The following is a 19,697-nucleotide window of genomic DNA, read 5'->3' as shown; positions in this document are numbered from 1 at the left end:
TGCTCACGGCTGTTGTTTCTGCCACCACACGGCGATGGTGACGCGGTTCGGCAGGTCGAGCTGTTGCTGGACGCGGGCCACGTGGCTTTCGACGGTGCGGACGGAGACGTGCAGCGCGGAGGCGATCTGCTGGTTCGTGCGGCCCGCCGCCACGAGTCTGACGACCTTGGTCTGCGCCGGAGTCAGGAGTCCTTCGCCGGGCGAGAGGGCCAGCGCCACGGCCTGGTCGTAGTCGGTGATGCGGGCGCCGCGGGCGAACCAGGCCTCGAACGTACGGTCGCCCATGGCCCTGCGCAGGCGGCGTTCGCAGGCGGCGCGGTGCAGGGCGATCGGTCTCATGCCGGCGACGCCCACTCCCGCCATCACCTGCATGGCCGACGCCGCGCCCAGCAGCTCGGCCGCGCGCTCGGGCTGGTCGAGGGCTGCGGTGATCCACGCGAGGACCTCGACCGCCCACGTCGGGCCCCAGCGGTCGCCGATGTCGAGCTGGTCGCGCAACGCCCGGCGCAGCAACTCCTCGGCCGTCGCGGCGGTGCCGAAGCGGAGCTCGGCCACGGCCATGGTCCACAACGCCCAGATGCGGAGCCACGGTTCGCCGGCCGCGTCCAGCTCGTCGTAGCACTGCTTCGTGTACGAACGCGCCTGCTCGGCGTCGCCCAGCAACGCCGCGGTGTTCGCGAGCATCACGACCGCCATCGAACGGTCACCCGCCCAGTCCGGGCCCATCGCCGCCATCGCGTCGCGCGCTGCCGTCAAGCGGGCGAAGGCCTCCTCGGCGTCCGCGGCGGCGAACAGGGCGACCAGACCGAGCACGTTGTCGACGGCCGGCACGGGACCCGGCGGCAGCGTCTCGGCCAGTTCCAGCGCCTCCCGCACGATCGCGTCGACGGGATCGCCTTGGCACAGCACGATGAACGCCAGCGCCGCCAGGGCACCGAGGCGTGCCGGGTCCGGCTCCGGCGGTGTGGCGGCGAGGGCCTGCTCCAGGATCGAGCGGATCTCCGGCAGCCAGCCGTTGTAGAACGACTCGCGGGTGCGGGCCAGGTCCGTCGCGAGCCGCAGCGCGTCCGGGTGGGCGCCGAGCACCTCGAGCGCCGCGCGGTAGTTCGGCATGTCCGCGCGCACCTGACGCAGCAGCACCAGCTCGTCCGGGCCGTACCAGGACCGCGCCACGTGGGCCGCCGTGGCGACGTAGTGGCCCGCCATCCGTTGCCGCACAACGGGTGCCTCGGCGCCGAGCAGCTCGACGCCGTACTGGCGGATCGGCTCGGGCAGCCGGAACCGCACGCGGCCCGCGTCGGGGATCACCAGCGACTTGTCGACCAGGTCGTGCAGCACGTCGGCGATCTCCCAGGACGGAAGCTCGTCGGACGAGCACACGTTCTCGGCGGCGGCCAGGTCGAACGACGAGCGGAACGCGCTCAGGCGCGCCCAGAGCCGCCGTTCCTGCCCGGTGCAGAGCTGGTGGGACCAGTCGACGATCGCGCGCATCGTCTGGTGCCGCGGCAGCGTGCTCGCCGAGCCGCGGTTCAGGAGCCTGAACATCTCGGTCAGCCGCAGGTCGAGGTCGGCGAGCGACATCGACCGCAACCGCACGGCGGCCAGCTCGATCGCGGCGGGCAGGCCGTCCAGGCGGCGGCAGATGCTCACGAGGTGGCGGACGTCGTCCTCGGACGGCTCCCACTCGCCGCCGCGCCCGCTGCGCGCCCTGTCGACCAGCAACCGGACCGATTCGTGGACGTTCGCCTCCTCCAGAGTAGAAACGACAGCGGGAGGAACGGTCAGCGGCGGCACGGTCAGCACCGACTCGCCGGGGATCGACAGCCGGCTGCGGCTGGTCGCGAGCACGCGGAGTTCGGTGGCCTCGCTCAGCAGCGCGGCGACGAGCCCGGCGCACTCGGCGAGCAGGTGCTCGCAGTTGTCCAGCACGAGCAACGTCCGGGGGTGCGCGCGCAGATGACCTACGAGCGTGCCCATCGAGTCGCGCGTGGACTGGTCGCGGATGCCGACGGCGTGCGCGACCGTGCGCACGACCTCCTGGTCGTCGCGCAGAGGGGCGAGCTCGGCCAGCCACACCCCGTCGGCGTACGAGCCGTGCACCGCGGCCGCGTGCGCGAGGGCCAGGCGCGTCTTGCCCACGCCACCGACTCCGGTCAGCGTCACCGCCCTGTCCACCGACAGCCGCCGCGCCACCTCGTCGAGCTGCGCGGTTCGGCCTACGAACGACGTCATGCCCAGCACACTAAGCCACAGCACCGACACTCTTCGTCGATCTCCTTGGAGGCGAGCCCCGACCATGTCGAACCTGCTGACCGGCGGCGATCTACGCGCACGAGACCACCACCGGATCGAGGACGACGCACGAGCAGAGGGACCCCTGCACGCCGTGACGCTGCCGAACGGCGTACGCATGCACGTGGTGACGGTCGGACTCGACCTCACCCGCAAACTGCTCCTGGACCAGCGGTTGTCCAAGGACAGCGACGCCCTGCAACGCGAGATCAAACGCCAGCTGGCCGAGCTGGGCAGCACGCAGACGGATCTCGCCGGGCTCTTCGGCCCGAGCATGCTCAACAGTGACAACCCGAAGCACGCCCGGTTGCGCGCGCTCGCGGTGAAGGCGTTCAACGGCCAGGCCGTGCAGGCGCTGGCACCTCGCATCGAGGCGATCACCACCGAACTGATCGACCGGCTGCCGGTCGGCGAAGAGATCGACCTCGTCCACGCGCTGGCGGTGCCGATGCCGCTGCACGTCATCGGCGAGGTGCTCGGGGTGCCGGAGGACGACCGGGCCCGCGTCCGCACGTTGATCGAGACCATGATGTCGATGGAGCCCGAGGTGTCCCAGCCCGCGAGCGACGAACTGGGCGGCTACTTCCACACGTTGCTCACGAATCGCGCGCTCGACGAGAACTCGTTGTTCGGCGCGTTGGTCGTCGCAGAGGAGGACGGCGACCGGCTGACCCACGACGAACTGATAGCGATGGCGTTCCTTCTCGTAGTAGCGGGCCACGAGACGACGGCGGGCCTCATCGCGAACGTCGTGCACGACGCGTTGGACAACGACCTGTGGGAGAAGGCAGCGGCAGACCCCGCTCTGGTGCCCGTGCTCGTCGAGGAGACGCTGCGGCAGAACTCGCCGGTCCGCAACGCCACCCACCGCATCACCACCGAGCCGGTCGAGATCGGCGGCGTCACGGTGCCGGAGAACACGCTCCTGCTGATCAACCTCGGCTCCGCCGGACGGTGCCCCGCGGCCCACGAGGACGCGGCACGGTACCGCGTCGACCGCGCGACGACCGGGCACGCGACGTTCGGCCACGGACCGCACTTCTGCCTGGGCTCGGCGCTCGCCAGGCTGGAGACCGAAACCGTGCTGCGCGAGCTCGTGACCCGGTTCCCGCACACGGTCTGCTCCGCCACCGAGCAGCCGCCGGTCACGCACAACGACATCATGGTCAGCCTCAAATCGCTTCCCGTCGTGCTGAGGCGCTGACACTCTGGGGCGCATGGAGATCGTTCACGGGGGACCCGAACACGTCGACACGGCCGCGCTCATCTGGGCGCACGCGGTCACGGCCAGGGACGGCTACGACGAGGTCCCGACGCTCGACCAGGCGCGTCCCGGCATCGAGAACGCGCTGGCGAACGAGCCGTCGTTGTTGCTGCTGGCGTGTGAAAGCGGTGAGGCGGTCGGCTTCCTGGCCGGCGGTCCACATGAGACGGAGCCAGGCGTCGCCTACATCAACTACGTCGGCGTGCATCCCGACGCGTGGGGCAAGGGTGTCGGCGAGGCGTTGCTGCGCGCACTGCCCGATGCCCTGACGGCGCGCGGGTACACGGGCGCCCAGCTGTTGGTCTACGTCGACAACGAGCGGGGCGTGCGGCTCTACGAGCGCCTCGGATGGATCAAGGTCGGCGACCCTGCGCCGCATCCGCGCCACGGCCGGGTGGAGCAGCGCTACTCGTTCTTTCCGAGTGGGGGCGTGTGAGCGTTCAGCGGGGGATTAGGGGATGAACCCCAATGCGTCTGACCAGGGCTATCCCCGAGTCCATTTGAGACGTAACTTTCTTCCATGTCAGTGCGCACGTTCGCCGTCGTCGTCGGCCTCGCGTTCCTCCTGGGCGGGGGCGCGATCCTCTTCGTGATGCTGGCCGTCGAGTCGCCGAGCGGGTCGCTGATCCCGTGCGGCAACGGGCTGGGCATCGGTTTCGACGAGCCGGCGGCGGCCGCGGTCGGACCGGCCTATGTGGACATCTGCGCCGATCTGAGGCACCGCAGGCTGCTCTGGGCGTTGCCGGTGATCGGTGTCGGAGCACTGTTGTTGATTGGCTCATTGTTTGCCTCACTCAACGCTACTCGCCGGTAAGGTCGCGGCATGACGTGGATGGTGTACGGCGCCAACGGCTACACCGGACGACTGATCGCCGAACTCGCGGTCGAGCGGGGCGAACGGCCGATCCTCGCCGGTCGCTCGAACGAGAAGATCGAACCGGTCGCCGCCGCTCTGGGCCTGGAGCACCGGGCGTTCGACCTGAGCCAGGCGGCGGCGAACCTCGAAGACGTCGACGCCGTCGTGCACTGCGCTGGACCGTTCGCGCACACCTCCGACGCGATGGTCGACGCCTGCCTGAAGACCCGCACGCACTACCTCGACATCACCGGCGAGATAGACGTCTTCGAGTCCATCAGCCAGAGAGACGTCGACGCGCGCAAGGCCGGCATCGTGCTGTTGCCCGGTGCCGGGTTCGACGTGGTGCCCACGGACTGTGTCGCCGCCATCCTGAAGAACGCCCTGCCGACCGCCACGCACCTAGATCTCGCGTTCGTCGTCGGAGGAGGAGCGAGCGCGGGCACCGCCAAGACCTCGGTCGAGGCCTCCGCGGTCGGTGGGCGGATCAGGGTGAACGGCGACCTGAGGAACGTCCGCATCGGGCACCGTCGCCGGACCGCCTACTTCCGGTCCGGGCCGCGTGAAGTAGGCAGTATCCCGTGGGGTGATGTGTCTACTGCATACCGTTCGACCGGTATCCCGAACATCACCACGTTCACCGTCGTGCCGGGCCTGATCGGACAGCTCCAGCAGGTGTTCGCGCCCGTGCTGCAGACATCGCTCGTGCAGAACGTCGCCAAGGCCGTCGCAGGGAAGGTGAAGGGGCCCGACGAGCGCAAGCGGGCCAACACGCGCGCGGAGGTGTTCGGCGAGGCGTGGGACGCCAAGACCAAGGTCGAGTGCGCGATCACCACGCCGAACGCCTACAGCCTCACCGCGGACTCCGTGCTCCGCGCCATCGGCAAGATCAACGGCGTGGCGCCCGGCTCGCACACGCCGTCGAGCGCGTTCGGCGCCGACTTCGTGCGCGAACTCGACGGCGTGGTCGTGAGCGAGGTCCGCTTCTCCTGAGGGTCAGCGGGGCGCGAGGAGGCTCGTGATCTCCTGCGACGCCGAGACGGTGAGCAGGTGCTGGAGGTTCTCCGGCAGGTCCTCTCCGCGCTTCTGCTTCGCCTGCGCGTACAGACGTCCGGCGCGGTAGGAGGAACGGACCAGTGGACCCGCCATCACGCCGAGGAAGCCGATCTCCTCGGCCGTCTCCTTGTGCTGGACGAACTCCTCGGGCTTCACCCAGCGCTCGACCGGGTGGTGCCGCGGCGAGGGGCGCAGGTACTGCGTGATGGTGATGATGTCGCAGCCCGCGTCGTAGAGGTCGGCCAGCGCCTCGGTGACCTCCTCGGGGGTCTCGCCCATGCCGAGGATCAGGTTCGACTTCGTGACCAGGCCGAACTCGCGGGCCTTGGTGATGACCTCGAGGGACCGCTCGTAGCGGAACGCCGGGCGGATGCGCTTGAAGATCCGCGGCACGGTCTCCAGGTTGTGCGCGAGCACCTCGGGACGTGACTCGAAGACCTCGTCGAGCTGCTCCGGGACCGCGTTGAAGTCCGGGATCAGCAGCTCGACGCCGGTGCCGGGGTTCATCTCGTGGATCTGGCGGACGGTCTCCGCGTACAGCCACGCGCCGCCGTCCTCCAGGTCGTCACGGGCGACACCGGTGACCGTGGAGTAGCGCAGGCCCATCGCCTGGACCGACTCGGCGACCCTGCGGGGCTCGTCGCGGTCGAGGTCGGCGGGCTTGCCCGTGTCGATCTGGCAGAAGTCGCAGCGCCTGGTGCACTGCTCGCCGCCGATCAGGAACGTGGCCTCGCGGTCTTCCCAGCACTCGTAGATGTTGGGACAGCCGGCCTCTTCGCAGACCGTGTGGAGGCCCTCGCGCTTGACCAGACCCTTGAGCTCCCGGTACTCGGGGCCCATCTTCGCCCGCGTCTTGATCCACGAGGGCTTCTTCTCGATCGGCGTCTGGCTGTTGCGGACCTCGAGCCGCAGCAGCTTCCGACCCTCAGGTACCACAGTCACCACCTCACCCTACGCTGCGCCGCCGGGTGTCCGGCATCACGCACGCTTCGCCTGAGGATGAACGCCGAAACCGGGCTTCTGGTCGAGCATCCGTCGTCACGGCAGGTCGGGTGTGATCCCGGTCATCTTGATCGTGAGGTCCCACAGGCGGCTCGCGGCGAGGTCGTCACGGGCGGCGGCGGTCATCCGCGCGACGGTGGGGTGGCCGCGGTAGCCGTTGAAGCTGTCCGGGCCGTAGTACTGGCCACCGCGCGCGTCCGGTGACGTCGCCGCGTAGAGCTGCGGCAGCGCGCCCATCTCGACGGACTGCGAGAACAGGTGGCTGATCTTGCCGCCGATCCGCAGGAACAACGACTTGTGTTCGCTCGCCATGTTGTTGGTCAGTTCGGTGACCGTCACACCGGGATGTGCCGCGATGGAGGTCACGTCCGATGCGCGGCGGTCCAGCTCACGCGCGAACAGGATGTTGGCGAGCTTCGACTGGCCGTAGGAGCCGCGGTAGCTGTACGAGCGACGCTCCCAGTTCGGATCGTCGAAGTCGATCCGGCCGTACTGGTGCGCGAGAGAGGCGACAGTCACGACGCGTGCGCCCGGACGTTGCCTAAGTGCGGGCAGCAGCAGCCATGTCAGGGCGGCGTGGCCCAGGTGGTTGGTGCCGAACTGTCGCTCGAAGCCGTCGACGGTCTGGCCGAGCGGGACGGCCATGATGCCCGCGTTTTTGATGAGAACGTCGAGCTGGCCGACCTTTTCAGTGACCTTCTCCGCGGCGGCGCGGACGGAGCTGAGGTCGGCGAGGTCCAGTTCGAGGACCTCGGCCGACCCCGCGACCGTCTGCCGTGCCTGTTCGCCGCGCTGGACCGAGCGACAGCCCATGATCACGTGGGCTCCTCTGGCCGCGAGCACCTGGGCGGTGCGCAGGCCGAGACCGGAGTTCGCGCCGGTCACGAGGACGGTGCGGCCGGTCTGGTCGGGAATGTCGGCTTCGGTCCAACGACTCATGGAGTCATTCCTACCGTCCGGTAACTGCCGAGCGAAAGGTGTGCGTCGAGCACGGCCCGCAACACCGGCTCCTCGGCGGCGAGCTCCGCGGTGACGCGGTCCTCGTCCACGCGGCCCTCCAGTGCGGCGGTCTCCATGCGTGCGGTCAGCTTGTTCTGCCAGCGGTGATCGAGCGCCAGCAGCAGGTCCTGCAGCGACGAGAAGACGTCCGGATCCACGATCAGCGGTGCGGACGGGTCGCGGCGGGCGTCGCGCAGGACGGCGTCGAGCGCGTCACGGCGGCGGTAGTGGTCTGCCCAGCCCATGTCTCGTACCCCCGGTCTCTCGCATACCCTCGGTATGACACGACCATACCACCGGTACGTACCGTCGGTATGTGAGATACGTTTCGCCCGTGCGAACACGACGCGCCGAGTACTCGGAGTCGACCAGGCAGGCGCTGGTCGACAGCGCCGTCGACCTGTTCACCAAACGCGGGTACGCGGGTACCTCGCTCGACGAGGTGGTGAAACGAGCCCGCGTGACGAAAGGCGCGCTGTACCACCACTTCAGCGGCAAGCAGGCGTTGTTCGAGGCGGCCTTCGCGCAGGTCGAGACGCAGTCGATCGAGTCGCTGACCGCGGTCATCAGCAGCGACGGCGACCCGTGGGAGATCGCGGTCGCGGGCCTGCGCGCGTACGTCCGCAAGTGCCTGGACCCCGAGTATCAGCGGATCATCGTCCACGAGGCGCCGGTGGTGATGGGCTGGGAGCGCTGGCGCGAGGCGGAGGAGCACTTCAGCTTCGGTCTGCTCCGCTCGGCCGTGCAGCTGCTCGTCGACGCGGGCGAGATCGAGGACCTGCCCGTGGAGATCATGGCGCGGTTGCTGTTCGGCGCGTTGTCGTCGGGGGCGAGCACGATCGCGAGCTCGTCGGACCCGAAGCGCACCGGCCGCGACGTCGAACGCGCGATCCTGCGGGTGCTGGAGGGTTTGCGCAAGAAGTAGTCGAGTTCGGCCCTAGCGGCCGGGCGCAACGTCGATCACCACGCGGACAACGAGGTGGTCAGCATCATGATCGAACCGGTCAACACGCGCCTGGGACTCGACGGCAAGATCGCCCTTGTCACGTCGGGCACACACGGTCTCGGACTTGCCATAGCCGGCAAGCTCTGCGACAACGGCGCTCACGTCATCCTCACCACGTCCCCCGGCGACGTCGACGCCGACCGGGCGATGCTCGTGCTCGCGGGCAAGCCGGGTTCGGCGTCCGTCGTGCCGTTGGACCTGCACGACGAGAGCGCGGTGCGGTCCCTGCTGGAGCAGGTGAAGCTGGAGCGCGGGCGGCTCGACCTGTTCGTGCACCACGCCGTCTCCCCGGATCTGACGCCGTTGCTGAACGTCGTGGAACCGCTCGCGAAGGCGTTCGTCGACGGCGGCCGAGTCGTCATCGCCGGCTACACGGTGACGCCCGTGCACGGCGTGATCCGCACGCTGGCACTGGAGATGGCCTGGTACCGGGTGGCGGTGAACGCGGTCGTGACGACGGTGGTCGACAACGGCCCGATGAACATCGACCCGGAACTGGTGGACCGGCTCGCGATCAAGAGCCCGTCCGGCCGGGTCACGGTGCCGGAGGACGTGGCGAACGCGGTCGCGTTGCTGTGCACGGAGGAGGCCGCCTGGATCCAGGGTCAGGTGATCACCGTCGATGGCGGACTGGAACTGCTGGAGCGCTGGGGCGAGACCCGCTGAGCGGTTGTCGCGTTCACGGTTGTGATGGGTACTGAGAGCCGCTCGAGTTCCGCTCGCGCGCGGCCGGAGCAGTGGCAATGCGTTAGCGCTCAGTGACAGGGCGGCATCAGCCCATCGATATTTCGAATTGCTTTAAGGCATTCGGAGTAGTGAAAGGCATCGTCGGCTCAAATGCTTGTCCCGTGCGGTCACCGAGTGTAAAACTCGGAAAGTTGGCAGGGGGGACCCGGCAAGGGGGCCGATGATGATCAGAGTGTTACTCGCCGAGGACGTGCAAATGGTCCGCGGCGCATTGGTCGCGTTGTTGAATCTCGAACCAGACATTGAGGTCGTCGCGTCGGTGGCAACAGGTGACGAAATCGTCCCGGCTGTTGCGAGGAGTCAACCGGACGTCGCCGTCCTCGACATCGACCTGCCCGGTATGGACGGCCTTTCGGCGGCCACGGTCATCCACGACACGGCTCCCGGGACCCGCACCCTGATCCTCACGAGCCTCGGCCGCCCCGGAACCCTGCGCCGCGCCCTCAACGCTCGCGTGAACGGTTTCATCCTCAAGGACGCGCCCATCAACGAGCTCGCCGACGCCATCCGCGGCGTGTCCGTCGGCCGCCGGGTCATCGACTCGCAGCTGGCGCTCTCGGCGTGGGACACCGACGAGTGCCCGCTCACGCCGCGCGAGCTGGAGGTGCTGCGGCTGGCGTCCGACGGTGCGGACGCCATGGAGATCGCGAGCACGCTGTTCCTGTCCGTCGGCACGATCCGCAACTACCTGACGGCGGTGACGGCGAAGCTCGACGCGCGCAACCGCGTGGACGCGGTGCGGATCGCGCGCAAGGCCGGCTGGTTCTGACCCCTGGTCTCCGGCCATGTTCTGTCTGGGCTTGGCCGAGGGCGTTGCAACAGGACGTTTGTCATCGTCCGCAAACGTCCTGTTGCAAAAGTCCAGGTCACGCGGTCGCCGTCCTTGTGTTGGAGATCCCGGATGCAAAAAACGTTTGCGGACGTCCGCAAACGTTCTTTGCATCCGGGGTGTTCAAGCAGGTCAGCGGCGTGGTGGCGGCCAACTGATATATCGGTGGTGACTCGGGGTGGGTGGCCGGATCAGGCCGCGATCGGGATGGCGGCGTGGACGTGGAAGCGGTCCGTGCCGACGTGCCGGGCGATGAACACGCCACCCGCCGCCTGCACGCGTTCGGCCTGGTTGCGGACGCCGTTGCAGTCCGAGGAGCTCGGGCGGTCGGTGGCGCCGTCGTTTACGACGTCGAGCTTCACCTCATCGCCGGTCTGGCGGACGGTGATGGCGCAGTTCTCCGCCTCGCTGTGGCGCAGAACGTTCGTGACGGCCTCTCGCAGGACTGCGGCCAGCACCGTTTCGATCTCTTCCGGCAACGGGTCGTGGTCCAGCTCGACGCGGACGTCGATGTTCGCGGCGGTCAGCATGGTCTTCGCCGAATGTGAGGTGTCCGAGAGCGACAGACGGCGGTAGCTGCGGGCCAGTGACCGCACGTCTGTGAGGGCGTTTCCGGCGATATCCAATATATCGGCCAGGTGCTCCTGGGCTCTGTCCGGGCGTTCGGAGATGAGGCGGTGGGCCAGCTCGCTCTTCAGCTTGATCGCGCTCAGGCTGTAGCCGAGCAGGTCGTGCAGGTCGCGGGCGACGCGCAGGCGTTCCTCGGCGAGGGCTGCGCCGACCGGTTCAGGTGCCGCGGGCCGGAACGTGATGCCGGAGACGAGCAGGCCCGTCGCGGTCGTCGCGATCACGGCTTCCAGGGGTGAGGCCGGTGCGGAGGTCTGCAGGAGGCTCGTCGCCGCGGCCACCAGGGCGAACACCGTCCAGCCCGCGGCCGGTCTGAACAGCGCCAGCGCGTTGCCGGCGACCAGGCCGGGCACCGCGGTCCAGAGCTGGCCGGTGAGGGGGAACGGCAGGAAGACGAGCACTGCCTGGGTGGCCAGGGCGAGGCGGCGTGCGGGGGTGTTCAGGCCGCCGAATTGGAGCCCCTGCAGGGCGAGGGCCAAGGCCAATGCGATGAGATATGTGGCGGAATGAGTCGTTTCCCGGTCCCGCAGAAGCAGCCGCGTCACGTCGGTCAGACAGATGCCCGCCACAACGGCGTGGATGATCCAGCCGGGTCTCGGCGATCCAGGCGAGTCATTCACGATTCCCCCAAGAGTGGCCCGAGAGTGGCCCGAGAGTGGCCCCAAGAGTGGGCACGTCGCGCGTCCGGCCCCTCGGCGAACCCACGGCAAATGCTAGACAGTGCGGTCCTGTTGCGGATCAAGTTCTGTATCGGTACAGAACATAGTGCCGCAGTTACCGGTTTCGGCAAATTTCGCTCGAAAGGACGAGTATTTAACGTGCCGGTCACGAGCGGTGTTCAGGCCGTTACCCGGTGAAATTGTTTGGGTACGTCCGGCCCCGTGAATATCTCACACGAGGAGCGGTAGTTCGCCATCTCGGAGTCGTGCCGAGCTACGTGGCGTTCGATAGCCCGGCTCAGGTGAACTTGATGGCACAACAACCAGCAAGCCGCCGCTGAAACTGGAACTGGGGAGGGATCCCGTCATGGAGATCAAAGTTCTCGGACCGCTGGAGGCCAGGGAGAACGGCATCTCGATCACGCCGAGCGCGGTGAAGCCGCGGCAGGTCCTCTCGCTGCTCGCGCTGCAGGCGGGGCACGTCGTCACCGTGCCCACTCTGATCGAAGAGCTGTGGGGGGTTACACCGCCGAGAAGCGCGCTCACCACGTTGCAGACATACGTGCTGCAGGTCCGTCGCCGCATCGAGGCGGCGCTTCCCGAGGGCAGCGCGGGCGCGGCGAAGAACGTGCTCGTGACCCGCTACGGCGGCTACATGCTCGACGTCGCGCCGGAGACCATCGACGTGCGCAGCTACGAGCGGCTCGCCACGGCCGGTCAGCGCGCGCTGGAGGTCGGTGACCTCGAGTCCGCGTCACGGCTGCTGCGGTCGGCCACCGACGTGTGGCGCGGGCCGGTGCTCGTGGACGTCCAGATCGGTGTGCGGCTGGGCATGGAGGTCACGCGGCTGCAGGAGTCGCGGCTCGGCGTCCTGGAGGCGCGGATCGAGGCGGACCTGCGGCTGGGCAAGCACCAGTCGTTGCTGAGCGAGCTGTCCGTGCTCACCGCGCAGCACCCCATGCACGAGAACCTCTGCGCGCAGTACATGCTCGCGCTCTACCGCGCCGGCCGTCAGTGGCGTGCCCTGGAGGCGTACCAGTCGTTGCGCGACACTCTGATCGAGGAGCTCGGCCTGGAGCCGTCGGAACGCCTGCGCCAGCTGCAGTGCGCGATCCTCAGCTCCGACCCGTCGCTGAACGGCCCGACGTCCGCACGTCAGCTGGAGCGGCAGCTCGCCGGTTGATCCGCGGCCGATCGGGGAGACCAGAAAAGTGGATACCGTCACCGGTGCGAGCTCGCTGGTCCGCGCGCTCGAGGACGCCGGTTGTGAAGTGATCTTCGGCATTCCCGGCGGGGCCATCCTTCCCGCGTACGACCCGCTGCTGGACTCGGTGAAGATCCGGCACGTGCTCGTGCGGCACGAGCAGGGCGCCGGGCACGCCGCGTCGGGGTACGCGCAGGCGACGGGCAGGGTCGGTGTGTGCGTGGCGACGTCGGGCCCCGGTGCGACGAACCTCGTCACGCCGCTCGCCGACGCCTACATGGACTCCGTGCCGATCGTGGCGATCACCGGCCAGGTCAACCGGTCGATGATCGGTACGGACGCCTTCCAGGAAGCCGACATCCGCTCCATCTCCCTGCCGATCACCAAGCACGCGTTCCAGGTGACGGACCCCGCGGACATCCCGGCGGTGATCGCCGAGGCGTTCGCACTCGCCGCCGGTGGCAGGCCGGGCCCGGTGCTGGTCGACATCCCCAAGGACGTGCTGGCCGCCACCACCACGTACACGCCGGCAGCACCGGTCGCGATCCCGCGGATCACGCCCGCTGCCAACGAGATCCGGCGCGCGGCCGGGCTGATCGCCTCCTCCCGCCGGCCGGTGTTCTACATCGGCGGGGGAGTGGTCCGCGCCGGCGCCGCCGCGGAGCTGCGGACGCTGGCCGAACGCACGGGCATCCCGGTGGTCACCACGTTGATGGCCCGCGGCGCGTTCCCCGACTCGCACCGCCAGCACCTCGGCATGCCGGGCATGCACGGCACGGTGCCCGCCGTGGCCGCGCTGCAGCAGTCCGACCTGCTGATCGCACTGGGCACGCGTTTCGACGACCGCGTCACGGGCGTGCTGGACCTGTTCGCCCCCAACGCCGCCGTGATCCACGCCGACATCGACCCCGCCGAGATCTCCAAGAACCGCAAGGCGGACGTGCCGATCGTCGGTGACTGCAAGGACGTGCTGGTCTCACTGAACGCGGCCGTGCGCCGGGCCCCGGTGCTCACGTCGTGGTGGGCCTATCTCGACGGCCTGCGCGACCGGTTCCCGCTCGGCTACGACTGGCCCGCCGACGGCAAGCTCGCGCCGCAGCACGTGATCGAACGCATCGGCAAGCTCGTCGGGCCCGAGGCGATCTACACCGCGGGTGTCGGGCAGCACCAGATGTGGGCGGCGCAGTTCGTCGGCTACGAGCGGCCGGGTTCGTTCATCAACTCCGGCGGCCTCGGCACCATGGGCTTCGCGGTCCCGGCCGCCATGGGCGCGCAGTGCGGCGTGCCGGACCGCGCGGTGTGGGCGATCGACGGTGACGGCTGCTTCCAGATGACCAACCAGGAGCTCGTCACGTGCGCCCTGGACGGCATCCCGATCAAGGTCGCCATCATCAACAACGGCAACCTCGGCATGGTCCGCCAGTGGCAGAACCTCTTCTACCGCGGCCGGTACTCCAACACGGGCTTGTCCACCCACGACCGCGTCCCCGACTTCGTCGCGCTCGCCGAGGCGCTGGGCTGTGCCGGGCTGCGGTGCACCGAGAAGTCCGAAGTGGACGATGTGATCATGCGCGCGATGGAGGTGCGCGACCGGCCGGTGGTGATCGACTTCGTGGTCGGCGAGGACGCCCAGGTGTGGCCGATGGTCGCCGCGGGAACCGGCAACGACGAGATCATGACCGTGCGGGGCATCAAGCCCCTGTTCGACGAGGACCTGTGATGAACAGACATGAGTTGTCGTTGGTGCTGCGCAACGCTCCTGGCGCACTGGCCAGGGTCGTGGTGCTGTTCTCCAGTCGCGGCGTCGACGTGGAGTCGCTCAGCCTCGATCCCACCGAGCGCGGCGACGTCTCCCGGATGGACGTGGTGGTGTGGCTGCCGGCCGGACGCAATCCCGATCAGCTGGTGAAGCAGCTTTCCCGGTTGGTCGACGTGAAGAGCGTCGTGGCGGTGGCCGATCCCGCACGGAACCAGATCGGCGCCTGAGGAAGAGGTCCGCCCCGAGCCTCCGGGGCGGACCTCTTCGTCCTGTCCGGCAACGAGAAGAGCCCGCTCTCACCGAGAGCGGGCTCTTCTCGCGCGGGCGGCGGGTCACACCTTCGCGGGTGCGTGCTTCTCCACCGCCGTCGCGTACTTGGCGAGCGTGTCGCCGGGGCTGGGACCGTTCAGGGCGCCGAAGATCTGCCCGGCCAGCGGTGAGCCGTGGCGGTCGAGGTCGGCGTGCGTCAGCGTCACGCGCGTGGTGGCCGGGCCCAGGGCCTCGAAGTCCACCTTGATGAACGACGCCCTGGAGTCCTCGTAGATCGGCTGCCAGCCGGGGCCCACGCGCCAGGTCATGACCAGGCGCTTCGGCGGGTCCCACTCGGTGATGGTGCCCCAGGCGATCTCCTGGCCGTCGGCACCGGTCTCGTAGTAGCGGCCGCCCACGACGGGCTCGATGGTGATGGATCGACGGTCCTGCACGAAGACGTGCTTCTCCGGCCACCAGTCGAGCGGGTGCTCCGCGAAGATCGCGAACGCCTGCTCGATCGAGCACTCGACCGTGACGGACTTGGCGACATCGGGAGTTGCCTCCGACATGAGCCCTCCAGGTGTGATGGACAAATCGGACTCAGCATCGGCGGAACCACTGCACGGCAACTAGAAGAGCCCTCGAACGAGAAGTCCTCCACCGGTCTTCCACCACACGTGTGGATCGTCGATGGCACAGATCACAGGAGGAGGGAGTCGTAGTGTCCCCAGTCAGCGTGACCACCTACATCGAGGTGAAGACCTTCTACGCGCTGCAGATGCGGCTGCTCGATGCACTCGACATCGAGGGGTACGCGGCTACCTTCACCGAGGACGGCGTCACCGACCACGCCCACCGCGGCGAGAAGGTCGTCGGCAGGGCGCAGCTCATCGCGGGCGCCAACGCCGCCCTGCCGCGGTACGCCAACGGAGCCGTGCGGCACTGGAACGACCACTACGTCATCGAAGAGGTCGACGAGAACACGATCAACGTCTCGTACTGCTCGCTGGTCACCCGGACCGACAAGGCCGGCAACGTCACGTTCGAGCCCACGTTCTTCATCGAGGACGTGCTCGTGCGCGTGAACGGCGAGCTCCAGGCCAAGTCGCGCACGATCCACCGCGACGAGCCCTCGCCCGTCGCCATCGCCGCCGCGGCGGCAAGGGAAGGAGCCGCATGAGCGACACCGGTCTCGTCCCGGTCGCGGAGAAGGTGAGCGCGCTCGCCGCCGAGCACGCCGAGGAGGCCGACCGGACGCGCAGGCTCGCGCCGGAGGTCGTGGCGGCCGTGCGGGAGGCCGGGTTCGCGCGGCACTTCGTCGCGAAGTCCTACGGTGGCAGCGAAGGCGGGTTCACCGAGTTCACCCAGGCCGTCATCGCGGTCGGCGAGGGTTGTGCCTCCACGGCCTGGTGCGCCTCGCTCTCCGCGCTGTCCGCCCGTTACGCCACGCACCTGCCGCGGCTCGGTCACGACGAGCTGTGGGCTGACAGCCCCGACACGTTCATCGTGACCGCGCAGCCCCCGATGGGGAAGGCGACGGTCACGCAGGGCGGTCACCGGCTCAGCGGCCGCTGGTCGTACGTCAGCGGCGTGGACTTCGCCGACTGGGCGTTGGTCTGCGGAATGGTCGCGACCGGCGGTGAACCCGAGGCGCGGTTCTTCGCCCTCCCGCGCAAGGACTTCACAGTCGTGGAGGCCTGGGACAACGCGGGCATGCGCGCCACCAGCAGCCACACGGTGATCGTCGACGACGTGTTCGTGCCGGAGCACCTGTCGTACCTGCGCGCGGACTTCGTGTCCGGCCAGAACGGCACGAGCGACCTGCCCGCGCACAACGTGCCGTTCCAGGCGGTCGGCGGTCTCACGTTCGCCGCTCCGGCGGTTGGAGCCGCGTACGGCGCGTTCCACGCCGCCACCGACGCCCTCCGTGGCAAGAAGGTCAACGTCTCCCAGGGCGTCGACCTCTGCAGGGCCTCCGCGCAGATCGACGCCGCGCGGTTCCTGGTGGAGCAGAACGCACAGGTGCTCGACGAACGCACGTTCACCCCGAGGCTGATGGCGCGCTGCGAACGCAACGCCACCTTCACCGCGGACAGCGTCGTCGAGGCGGTGGGAGCCCTCGTCAGGGCGGCCGGCACGAGCGGGCTCAGCGAGAGCTCGCCCCTGCAACGGTTCTGGCGGGACGTCGTCAGCGCGTCGAGTCACGTCGCGCTGCGCTACGAGACAGCGGCGGTGCGGACATGGCCAGCGGCGTTGATCGGCGAGTGAGGCTGGGCGTCGTCGGGTGCGCCGACATCGCCCGCCGCAGGATGCTGCCCGCGTTCGCGGGTCTGTCCGATGTGGACATCGTCGCGGTCGCGAGCCGCGACGGCGAGAAGGCGGGCAAGGTCGCGGCCGACTACGGCTGCGAGGCCGTCACCGGGTACGAGAAGCTGCTCGGCATGGATCTCGACGCCGTGTACGTGCCGCTGCCGGCGGCGCATCACGCGGTGTGGATCGAACGGGCGTTGCGTGCCGGAAAGCACGTGCTGGCCGAGAAACCGGTCACGCCGTCGCTGGAGGAGACCGCGGATCTCGTGGCCCAGGCCAGGGAACGCGGGCTCGTCCTGCGGGAGAACTTCCTGTTCCCGTTCCACTCCCAGCACCACGAGGTGCGCAGGCTCGTCCTCGCGGGCGCGGTCGGCGAGGTGCGGGCGTTCGAGGCGGCGTTCACGATCCCGCCGCGGCCGTCGGGGGACATCCGGTACCGCAAGGACCTCGCCGGCGGGGCCCTCCTCGACGTCGGCGTCTACCCGCTCAAGGCCGCGATGCTGATGCTCGGCCCCGGACTGCAGGTGCTCGGCGCGAACCTGAAGGTAGACGCCACCTACGGCGTGGACGTCTCGGGCTCGGTGCTGCTGAGGGCTCCCGGCGGTGTCACGGCGCAGCTCACGTTCGGCATGGAGCACACCTACCGGGCGAACTACTCGGTGTGGGGCAGCGAAAGCCACATCACCGTCGACCGCGCCTACGCCCCGCCCGCGGACCTCGCGCCGATCGTGCGGCTCGGCGGGGAGCAGCTCCGCCTCGAACCCGACGACCAGTACACCAACGCGGCCCGCAGCTTCGTGTCCGCGGTGAGGACCGGCGGTCCCACGTCGTGCGAGTCGATAGAACTGGCTCAGCTCGTGGACGCGGTCGTCCAGGCAGCCAGATGAAGAAGGGGCCCGGTGATCCGGGCCCCTTCTTCGTTCTCAGGCATCAGGAGCGATGTCCGGCCGCGGCGTCGAACCCGGCACGCCGACACGCTTCTCCGGGAGCACACCGTCGACGAGGTAGGCGTTGACGATGCAGTCGAGCACGGCGTTGCCCGCGAACGCGTACACCTCGTGGTCACCGGAGTCCTCGATGACGACGAGGTGGTGGCCCAGGCGTTCGGCCATCGCCACACCGCCCTCGTAGCGGTCGAACGGGTCGCCGTCCGCCTGCACGACGAGCCCGACCGGGTAGCCGACGCGCTTGACGTGCGTGGGCTCCTCCAGGGACTCGAACGTGCGGAACGCGCCGACCCACGGCTGGGCGCGCAGCACGCCGAAGCCGTACGGGTGGTGCTCGCGGTGGTAGCGCATGTCCGAGTAGTAGACGTCCAGGTCGGCCGGCCACTCGGTCTCCATCGTGATCGCCTCCAGCACACCGATCCGGAGCTCACCGGTCGTGTCCTGCGGGCGCCAGGTTCCCTCACCCGCGATCAGCTTCTGGGCCGTGGCGACGTCCTCGACCTTGCGCAGGTCGCTGACGAGGTGGCCCAGCGAGTCCCACTGCCCGCGGTCGGTGGCCCGCGTGCCCACCGCGCCGTCGAACAACGTGCGCAGGTGCACGGCACCCAGTTCCTCCAGCGAGGAGACGACCTCCTCGACGGTCTCCAGCACCGCGGCGGCGGACGTACCGAGTCCGAAGTGGACGTTGCGCTCGGCGGTCCACTGCGCCCACTTCTGCACGTTGCGGTACACGGCCTCGGCCTGCGTGACGAACTGCTCGCGCCAGGTCCAGTCCGGGTTCACGCACGAGTCGAGCACGCTGCGGTCCAGGCGCGCGGGGAACATCGACCCGTAGACGGCGCCGACCAGCGTGCCGTAGGCGTACCCGACGAAACTGATCTTGTCCTCGCCCAGCACGCCGCGGATGACGTCCATGTCCCGCGCGGTGTTGCGGGTCGTGATGTGGGGCCGCAGGTCGCCGCCGGCACGGGCGCACGCCAGCTCGCGTTCGCGCATGTCGGCGGACAGCTGCTCGAACAACGAGTCCGGCGGCCGGGAGTCGAACGGCGCCACGGGCACCACGACCTCGCTGTAGAGCCGGGTGGACCCGCCGGTGCCGCGTGGGTCGAACCCGATCAGGTCGTAGGCCTCGCGCACCTCGGCAGGGAACTCCAGCGGCAGCTTGAGGCCTTCGCCGTTGTCGCCGCCGGGGCCGCCGTTGACCGAGAGCAGAACACCCCGGCGCTTGGCGGGATTCGTCGCGGGCAGGCGGGAAAGAGCGATCGTGAGCCGCGCGCCGCCGGGGTCGCTGTAGTCGCGCGGCACCGAGATGGTGGCGCGTTGCAGGCCGTCTTCCGCCGACGGCGCGGACCATTGCGGTCGCTGTTCGTAGAACTCGTGCAGTGCGTCGGGCACGGTGAGACCTCCGCGTCGGTTGCGTCGGGTTGTGAGGGTCGCAAAAGGCCCTAGAGGAGGTCTCGAACGCGTTCGAGGGGAGTTCCAGGCGATCCCCAGGCGTCACCGGCACCTTCGAGGACGTCCGGCGAGCCTATTTCCGTGGGGAGACACCGCGATGGCCAAGATCACCTATGTCCACCCGGACGGGACGTCGTCGGTCGTCGACGTCGAGCCGGGCAACTCGATCATGCGCGGTGCCAAGCTCGCCGGCGTCGAGGGCATCCTCGCCCAGTGCGGCGGCGGCGCGACGTGCGGGACCTGCCACATCTACGTGGACAGGGACAACACCAAACCGTTGCCCGCCATGCACGACCTGGAGGACGGGCTGCTGTGCGTCACCGCGAGCCCCCGTCAGGACAACAGCAGGCTGAGCTGTCAGATCCCGGTCACCGAGGAGCTGGACGGGCTCGTCGTGCACCTTCCCGAGAAGCAACTCTGAGGAGCGTTGAAC

21 protein-coding genes are annotated in these 19,697 nt (G+C 69.1%); 14 read left to right on the top strand and 7 right to left on the bottom strand.

The features are described from left to right. Positions 1 to 3: 3 nt before the first annotated feature. Positions 4 to 2,232 (bottom strand): LuxR C-terminal-related transcriptional regulator, encoded by a 2,229-nt coding sequence (locus tag ACFOWZ_RS23130; protein ID WP_382375710.1) that lies wholly within the window; start codon positions 2,230 to 2,232, stop codon positions 4 to 6. A gap of 64 nt (positions 2,233 to 2,296) precedes the next feature. On the opposite strand from ACFOWZ_RS23130, the gene ACFOWZ_RS23125 reads away from it, so the two are divergent. The 4 genes from ACFOWZ_RS23125 to ACFOWZ_RS23110 all read left to right on the top strand — a co-directional run bounded on the left by ACFOWZ_RS23125 (position 2,297) and on the right by ACFOWZ_RS23110 (position 5,405). Then, positions 2,297 to 3,496: a cytochrome P450 gene (locus ACFOWZ_RS23125; protein WP_382375708.1), complete on the top strand. Its 1,200-nt coding sequence runs from the start codon at positions 2,297 to 2,299 to the stop codon at positions 3,494 to 3,496. Positions 3,497 to 3,509: 13 nt separating this feature from the next. After that, entirely contained in the window at positions 3,510 to 3,992 is a 483-nt protein-coding gene (locus ACFOWZ_RS23120) for a GNAT family N-acetyltransferase (RefSeq protein WP_382375706.1), read from the top strand. An 84-nt stretch (positions 3,993 to 4,076) separates the two neighbouring features. Further along, the gene (locus ACFOWZ_RS23115) at positions 4,077 to 4,370 is read left to right on the top strand and encodes a hypothetical protein (RefSeq protein ID WP_382375704.1); all 294 of its coding nucleotides are present in this window, start codon (positions 4,077 to 4,079) and stop codon (positions 4,368 to 4,370) included. A 9-nt stretch (positions 4,371 to 4,379) separates the two neighbouring features. Further along, positions 4,380 to 5,405: a saccharopine dehydrogenase family protein gene (locus ACFOWZ_RS23110; protein WP_382375702.1), complete on the top strand. Its 1,026-nt coding sequence runs from the start codon at positions 4,380 to 4,382 to the stop codon at positions 5,403 to 5,405. A 3-nt stretch (positions 5,406 to 5,408) separates the two neighbouring features. On the opposite strand, the gene lipA is transcribed toward ACFOWZ_RS23110, so the two are convergent. The 3 genes from lipA to ACFOWZ_RS23095 all read right to left on the bottom strand — a co-directional run bounded on the left by lipA (position 5,409) and on the right by ACFOWZ_RS23095 (position 7,714). Further along, positions 5,409 to 6,410 (bottom strand): lipoyl synthase, encoded by a 1,002-nt coding sequence (gene lipA, locus ACFOWZ_RS23105; RefSeq protein ID WP_382375700.1) that lies wholly within the window; start codon positions 6,408 to 6,410, stop codon positions 5,409 to 5,411. Between the two features lie 96 nt (positions 6,411 to 6,506). Continuing rightward, the gene (locus ACFOWZ_RS23100; RefSeq protein ID WP_382375698.1) at positions 6,507 to 7,409 is read right to left on the bottom strand and encodes an oxidoreductase; all 903 of its coding nucleotides are present in this window, start codon (positions 7,407 to 7,409) and stop codon (positions 6,507 to 6,509) included. Beyond that, complete coding sequence (locus tag ACFOWZ_RS23095; protein ID WP_382375696.1) at positions 7,406 to 7,714, bottom strand: hypothetical protein; 309 nt, start codon at positions 7,712 to 7,714, stop codon at positions 7,406 to 7,408. Before ACFOWZ_RS23095 ends, ACFOWZ_RS23100 begins: the two co-directional genes overlap by 4 nt. Positions 7,715 to 7,803: 89 nt before the next feature. On the opposite strand from ACFOWZ_RS23095, the gene ACFOWZ_RS23090 reads away from it, so the two are divergent. From ACFOWZ_RS23090 to ACFOWZ_RS23080, 3 genes are all read left to right on the top strand, one after another. Further along, the gene (locus ACFOWZ_RS23090; RefSeq protein ID WP_382375694.1) at positions 7,804 to 8,394 is read left to right on the top strand and encodes a TetR/AcrR family transcriptional regulator; all 591 of its coding nucleotides are present in this window, start codon (positions 7,804 to 7,806) and stop codon (positions 8,392 to 8,394) included. A gap of 66 nt (positions 8,395 to 8,460) precedes the next feature. Next, positions 8,461 to 9,141 carry an SDR family NAD(P)-dependent oxidoreductase gene (locus ACFOWZ_RS23085; protein ID WP_382375692.1) on the top strand — a complete coding sequence of 227 codons (681 nt, stop codon included), beginning with the start codon at positions 8,461 to 8,463 and terminating at the stop codon, positions 9,139 to 9,141. 244 nt (positions 9,142 to 9,385) lie between these two features. After that, positions 9,386 to 9,991 carry a response regulator transcription factor gene (locus ACFOWZ_RS23080; protein ID WP_030465100.1) on the top strand — a complete coding sequence of 202 codons (606 nt, stop codon included), beginning with the start codon at positions 9,386 to 9,388 and terminating at the stop codon, positions 9,989 to 9,991. Between the two features lie 251 nt (positions 9,992 to 10,242). On the opposite strand, the gene ACFOWZ_RS23075 is transcribed toward ACFOWZ_RS23080, so the two are convergent. Beyond that, positions 10,243 to 11,157: a sensor histidine kinase gene (locus tag ACFOWZ_RS23075; RefSeq protein WP_382375690.1), complete on the bottom strand. Its 915-nt coding sequence runs from the start codon at positions 11,155 to 11,157 to the stop codon at positions 10,243 to 10,245. Positions 11,158 to 11,704: 547 nt separating this feature from the next. Here ACFOWZ_RS23075 and ACFOWZ_RS23070 point away from each other — a divergent pair. From ACFOWZ_RS23070 to ACFOWZ_RS23060, 3 genes are read left to right on the top strand one after another with little or no spacing between them, the layout of a single operon-like run. Continuing rightward, positions 11,705 to 12,520 carry an AfsR/SARP family transcriptional regulator gene (locus ACFOWZ_RS23070; protein ID WP_030465098.1) on the top strand — a complete coding sequence of 272 codons (816 nt, stop codon included), beginning with the start codon at positions 11,705 to 11,707 and terminating at the stop codon, positions 12,518 to 12,520. 28 nt (positions 12,521 to 12,548) lie between these two features. Beyond that, positions 12,549 to 14,261 carry an acetolactate synthase large subunit gene (locus ACFOWZ_RS23065; protein WP_382375687.1) on the top strand — a complete coding sequence of 571 codons (1,713 nt, stop codon included), beginning with the start codon at positions 12,549 to 12,551 and terminating at the stop codon, positions 14,259 to 14,261. Next, complete coding sequence (locus ACFOWZ_RS23060; RefSeq protein WP_051782734.1) at positions 14,261 to 14,527, top strand: acetolactate synthase small subunit; 267 nt, start codon at positions 14,261 to 14,263, stop codon at positions 14,525 to 14,527. The genes ACFOWZ_RS23065 and ACFOWZ_RS23060 overlap by 1 nt, the downstream gene beginning before the upstream one ends. 105 nt (positions 14,528 to 14,632) lie before the next feature. Here ACFOWZ_RS23060 and ACFOWZ_RS23055 read toward each other — a convergent pair whose 3' ends face one another. Beyond that, positions 14,633 to 15,121, bottom strand: a complete 489-nt coding sequence (locus tag ACFOWZ_RS23055; RefSeq protein WP_382375685.1) for an SRPBCC family protein — start codon at positions 15,119 to 15,121, stop codon at positions 14,633 to 14,635. Positions 15,122 to 15,273: 152 nt separating this feature from the next. Here ACFOWZ_RS23055 and ACFOWZ_RS23050 point away from each other — a divergent pair, with 152 nt between their 5' ends. The 3 genes from ACFOWZ_RS23050 to ACFOWZ_RS23040 are packed head-to-tail and all read left to right on the top strand — an operon-like array spanning position 15,274 to position 17,749. Continuing rightward, positions 15,274 to 15,732, top strand: coding sequence for a nuclear transport factor 2 family protein (locus tag ACFOWZ_RS23050; protein ID WP_051782732.1), 459 nt, complete (start codon positions 15,274 to 15,276; stop codon positions 15,730 to 15,732). Further along, the gene (locus ACFOWZ_RS23045; protein WP_382375682.1) at positions 15,729 to 16,820 is read left to right on the top strand and encodes an acyl-CoA dehydrogenase family protein; all 1,092 of its coding nucleotides are present in this window, start codon (positions 15,729 to 15,731) and stop codon (positions 16,818 to 16,820) included. The genes ACFOWZ_RS23050 and ACFOWZ_RS23045 overlap by 4 nt, the downstream gene beginning before the upstream one ends. After that, positions 16,793 to 17,749 carry a Gfo/Idh/MocA family protein gene (locus tag ACFOWZ_RS23040; RefSeq protein WP_382375680.1) on the top strand — a complete coding sequence of 319 codons (957 nt, stop codon included), beginning with the start codon at positions 16,793 to 16,795 and terminating at the stop codon, positions 17,747 to 17,749. The genes ACFOWZ_RS23045 and ACFOWZ_RS23040 overlap by 28 nt, the downstream gene beginning before the upstream one ends. A 36-nt stretch (positions 17,750 to 17,785) precedes the next feature. Here ACFOWZ_RS23040 and ACFOWZ_RS23035 read toward each other — a convergent pair whose 3' ends face one another. After that, positions 17,786 to 19,204 carry an alpha/beta fold hydrolase gene (locus ACFOWZ_RS23035; RefSeq protein WP_382375678.1) on the bottom strand — a complete coding sequence of 473 codons (1,419 nt, stop codon included), beginning with the start codon at positions 19,202 to 19,204 and terminating at the stop codon, positions 17,786 to 17,788. Positions 19,205 to 19,361: 157 nt separating this feature from the next. Here ACFOWZ_RS23035 and ACFOWZ_RS23030 point away from each other — a divergent pair, with 157 nt between their 5' ends. Further along, positions 19,362 to 19,685, top strand: a complete 324-nt coding sequence (locus tag ACFOWZ_RS23030) for a 2Fe-2S iron-sulfur cluster-binding protein (RefSeq protein WP_382375676.1) — start codon at positions 19,362 to 19,364, stop codon at positions 19,683 to 19,685. Positions 19,686 to 19,697: the final 12 nt, after the last annotated feature.

The sequence above is a fragment of the Lentzea rhizosphaerae genome (genome assembly GCF_042649515.1).
GTDB classification, from domain to species: Bacteria; Actinomycetota; Actinomycetes; order Mycobacteriales; family Pseudonocardiaceae; genus Lentzea; species Lentzea aerocolonigenes.
This window is presented reverse-complemented; position numbering and strand designations above follow the sequence as displayed.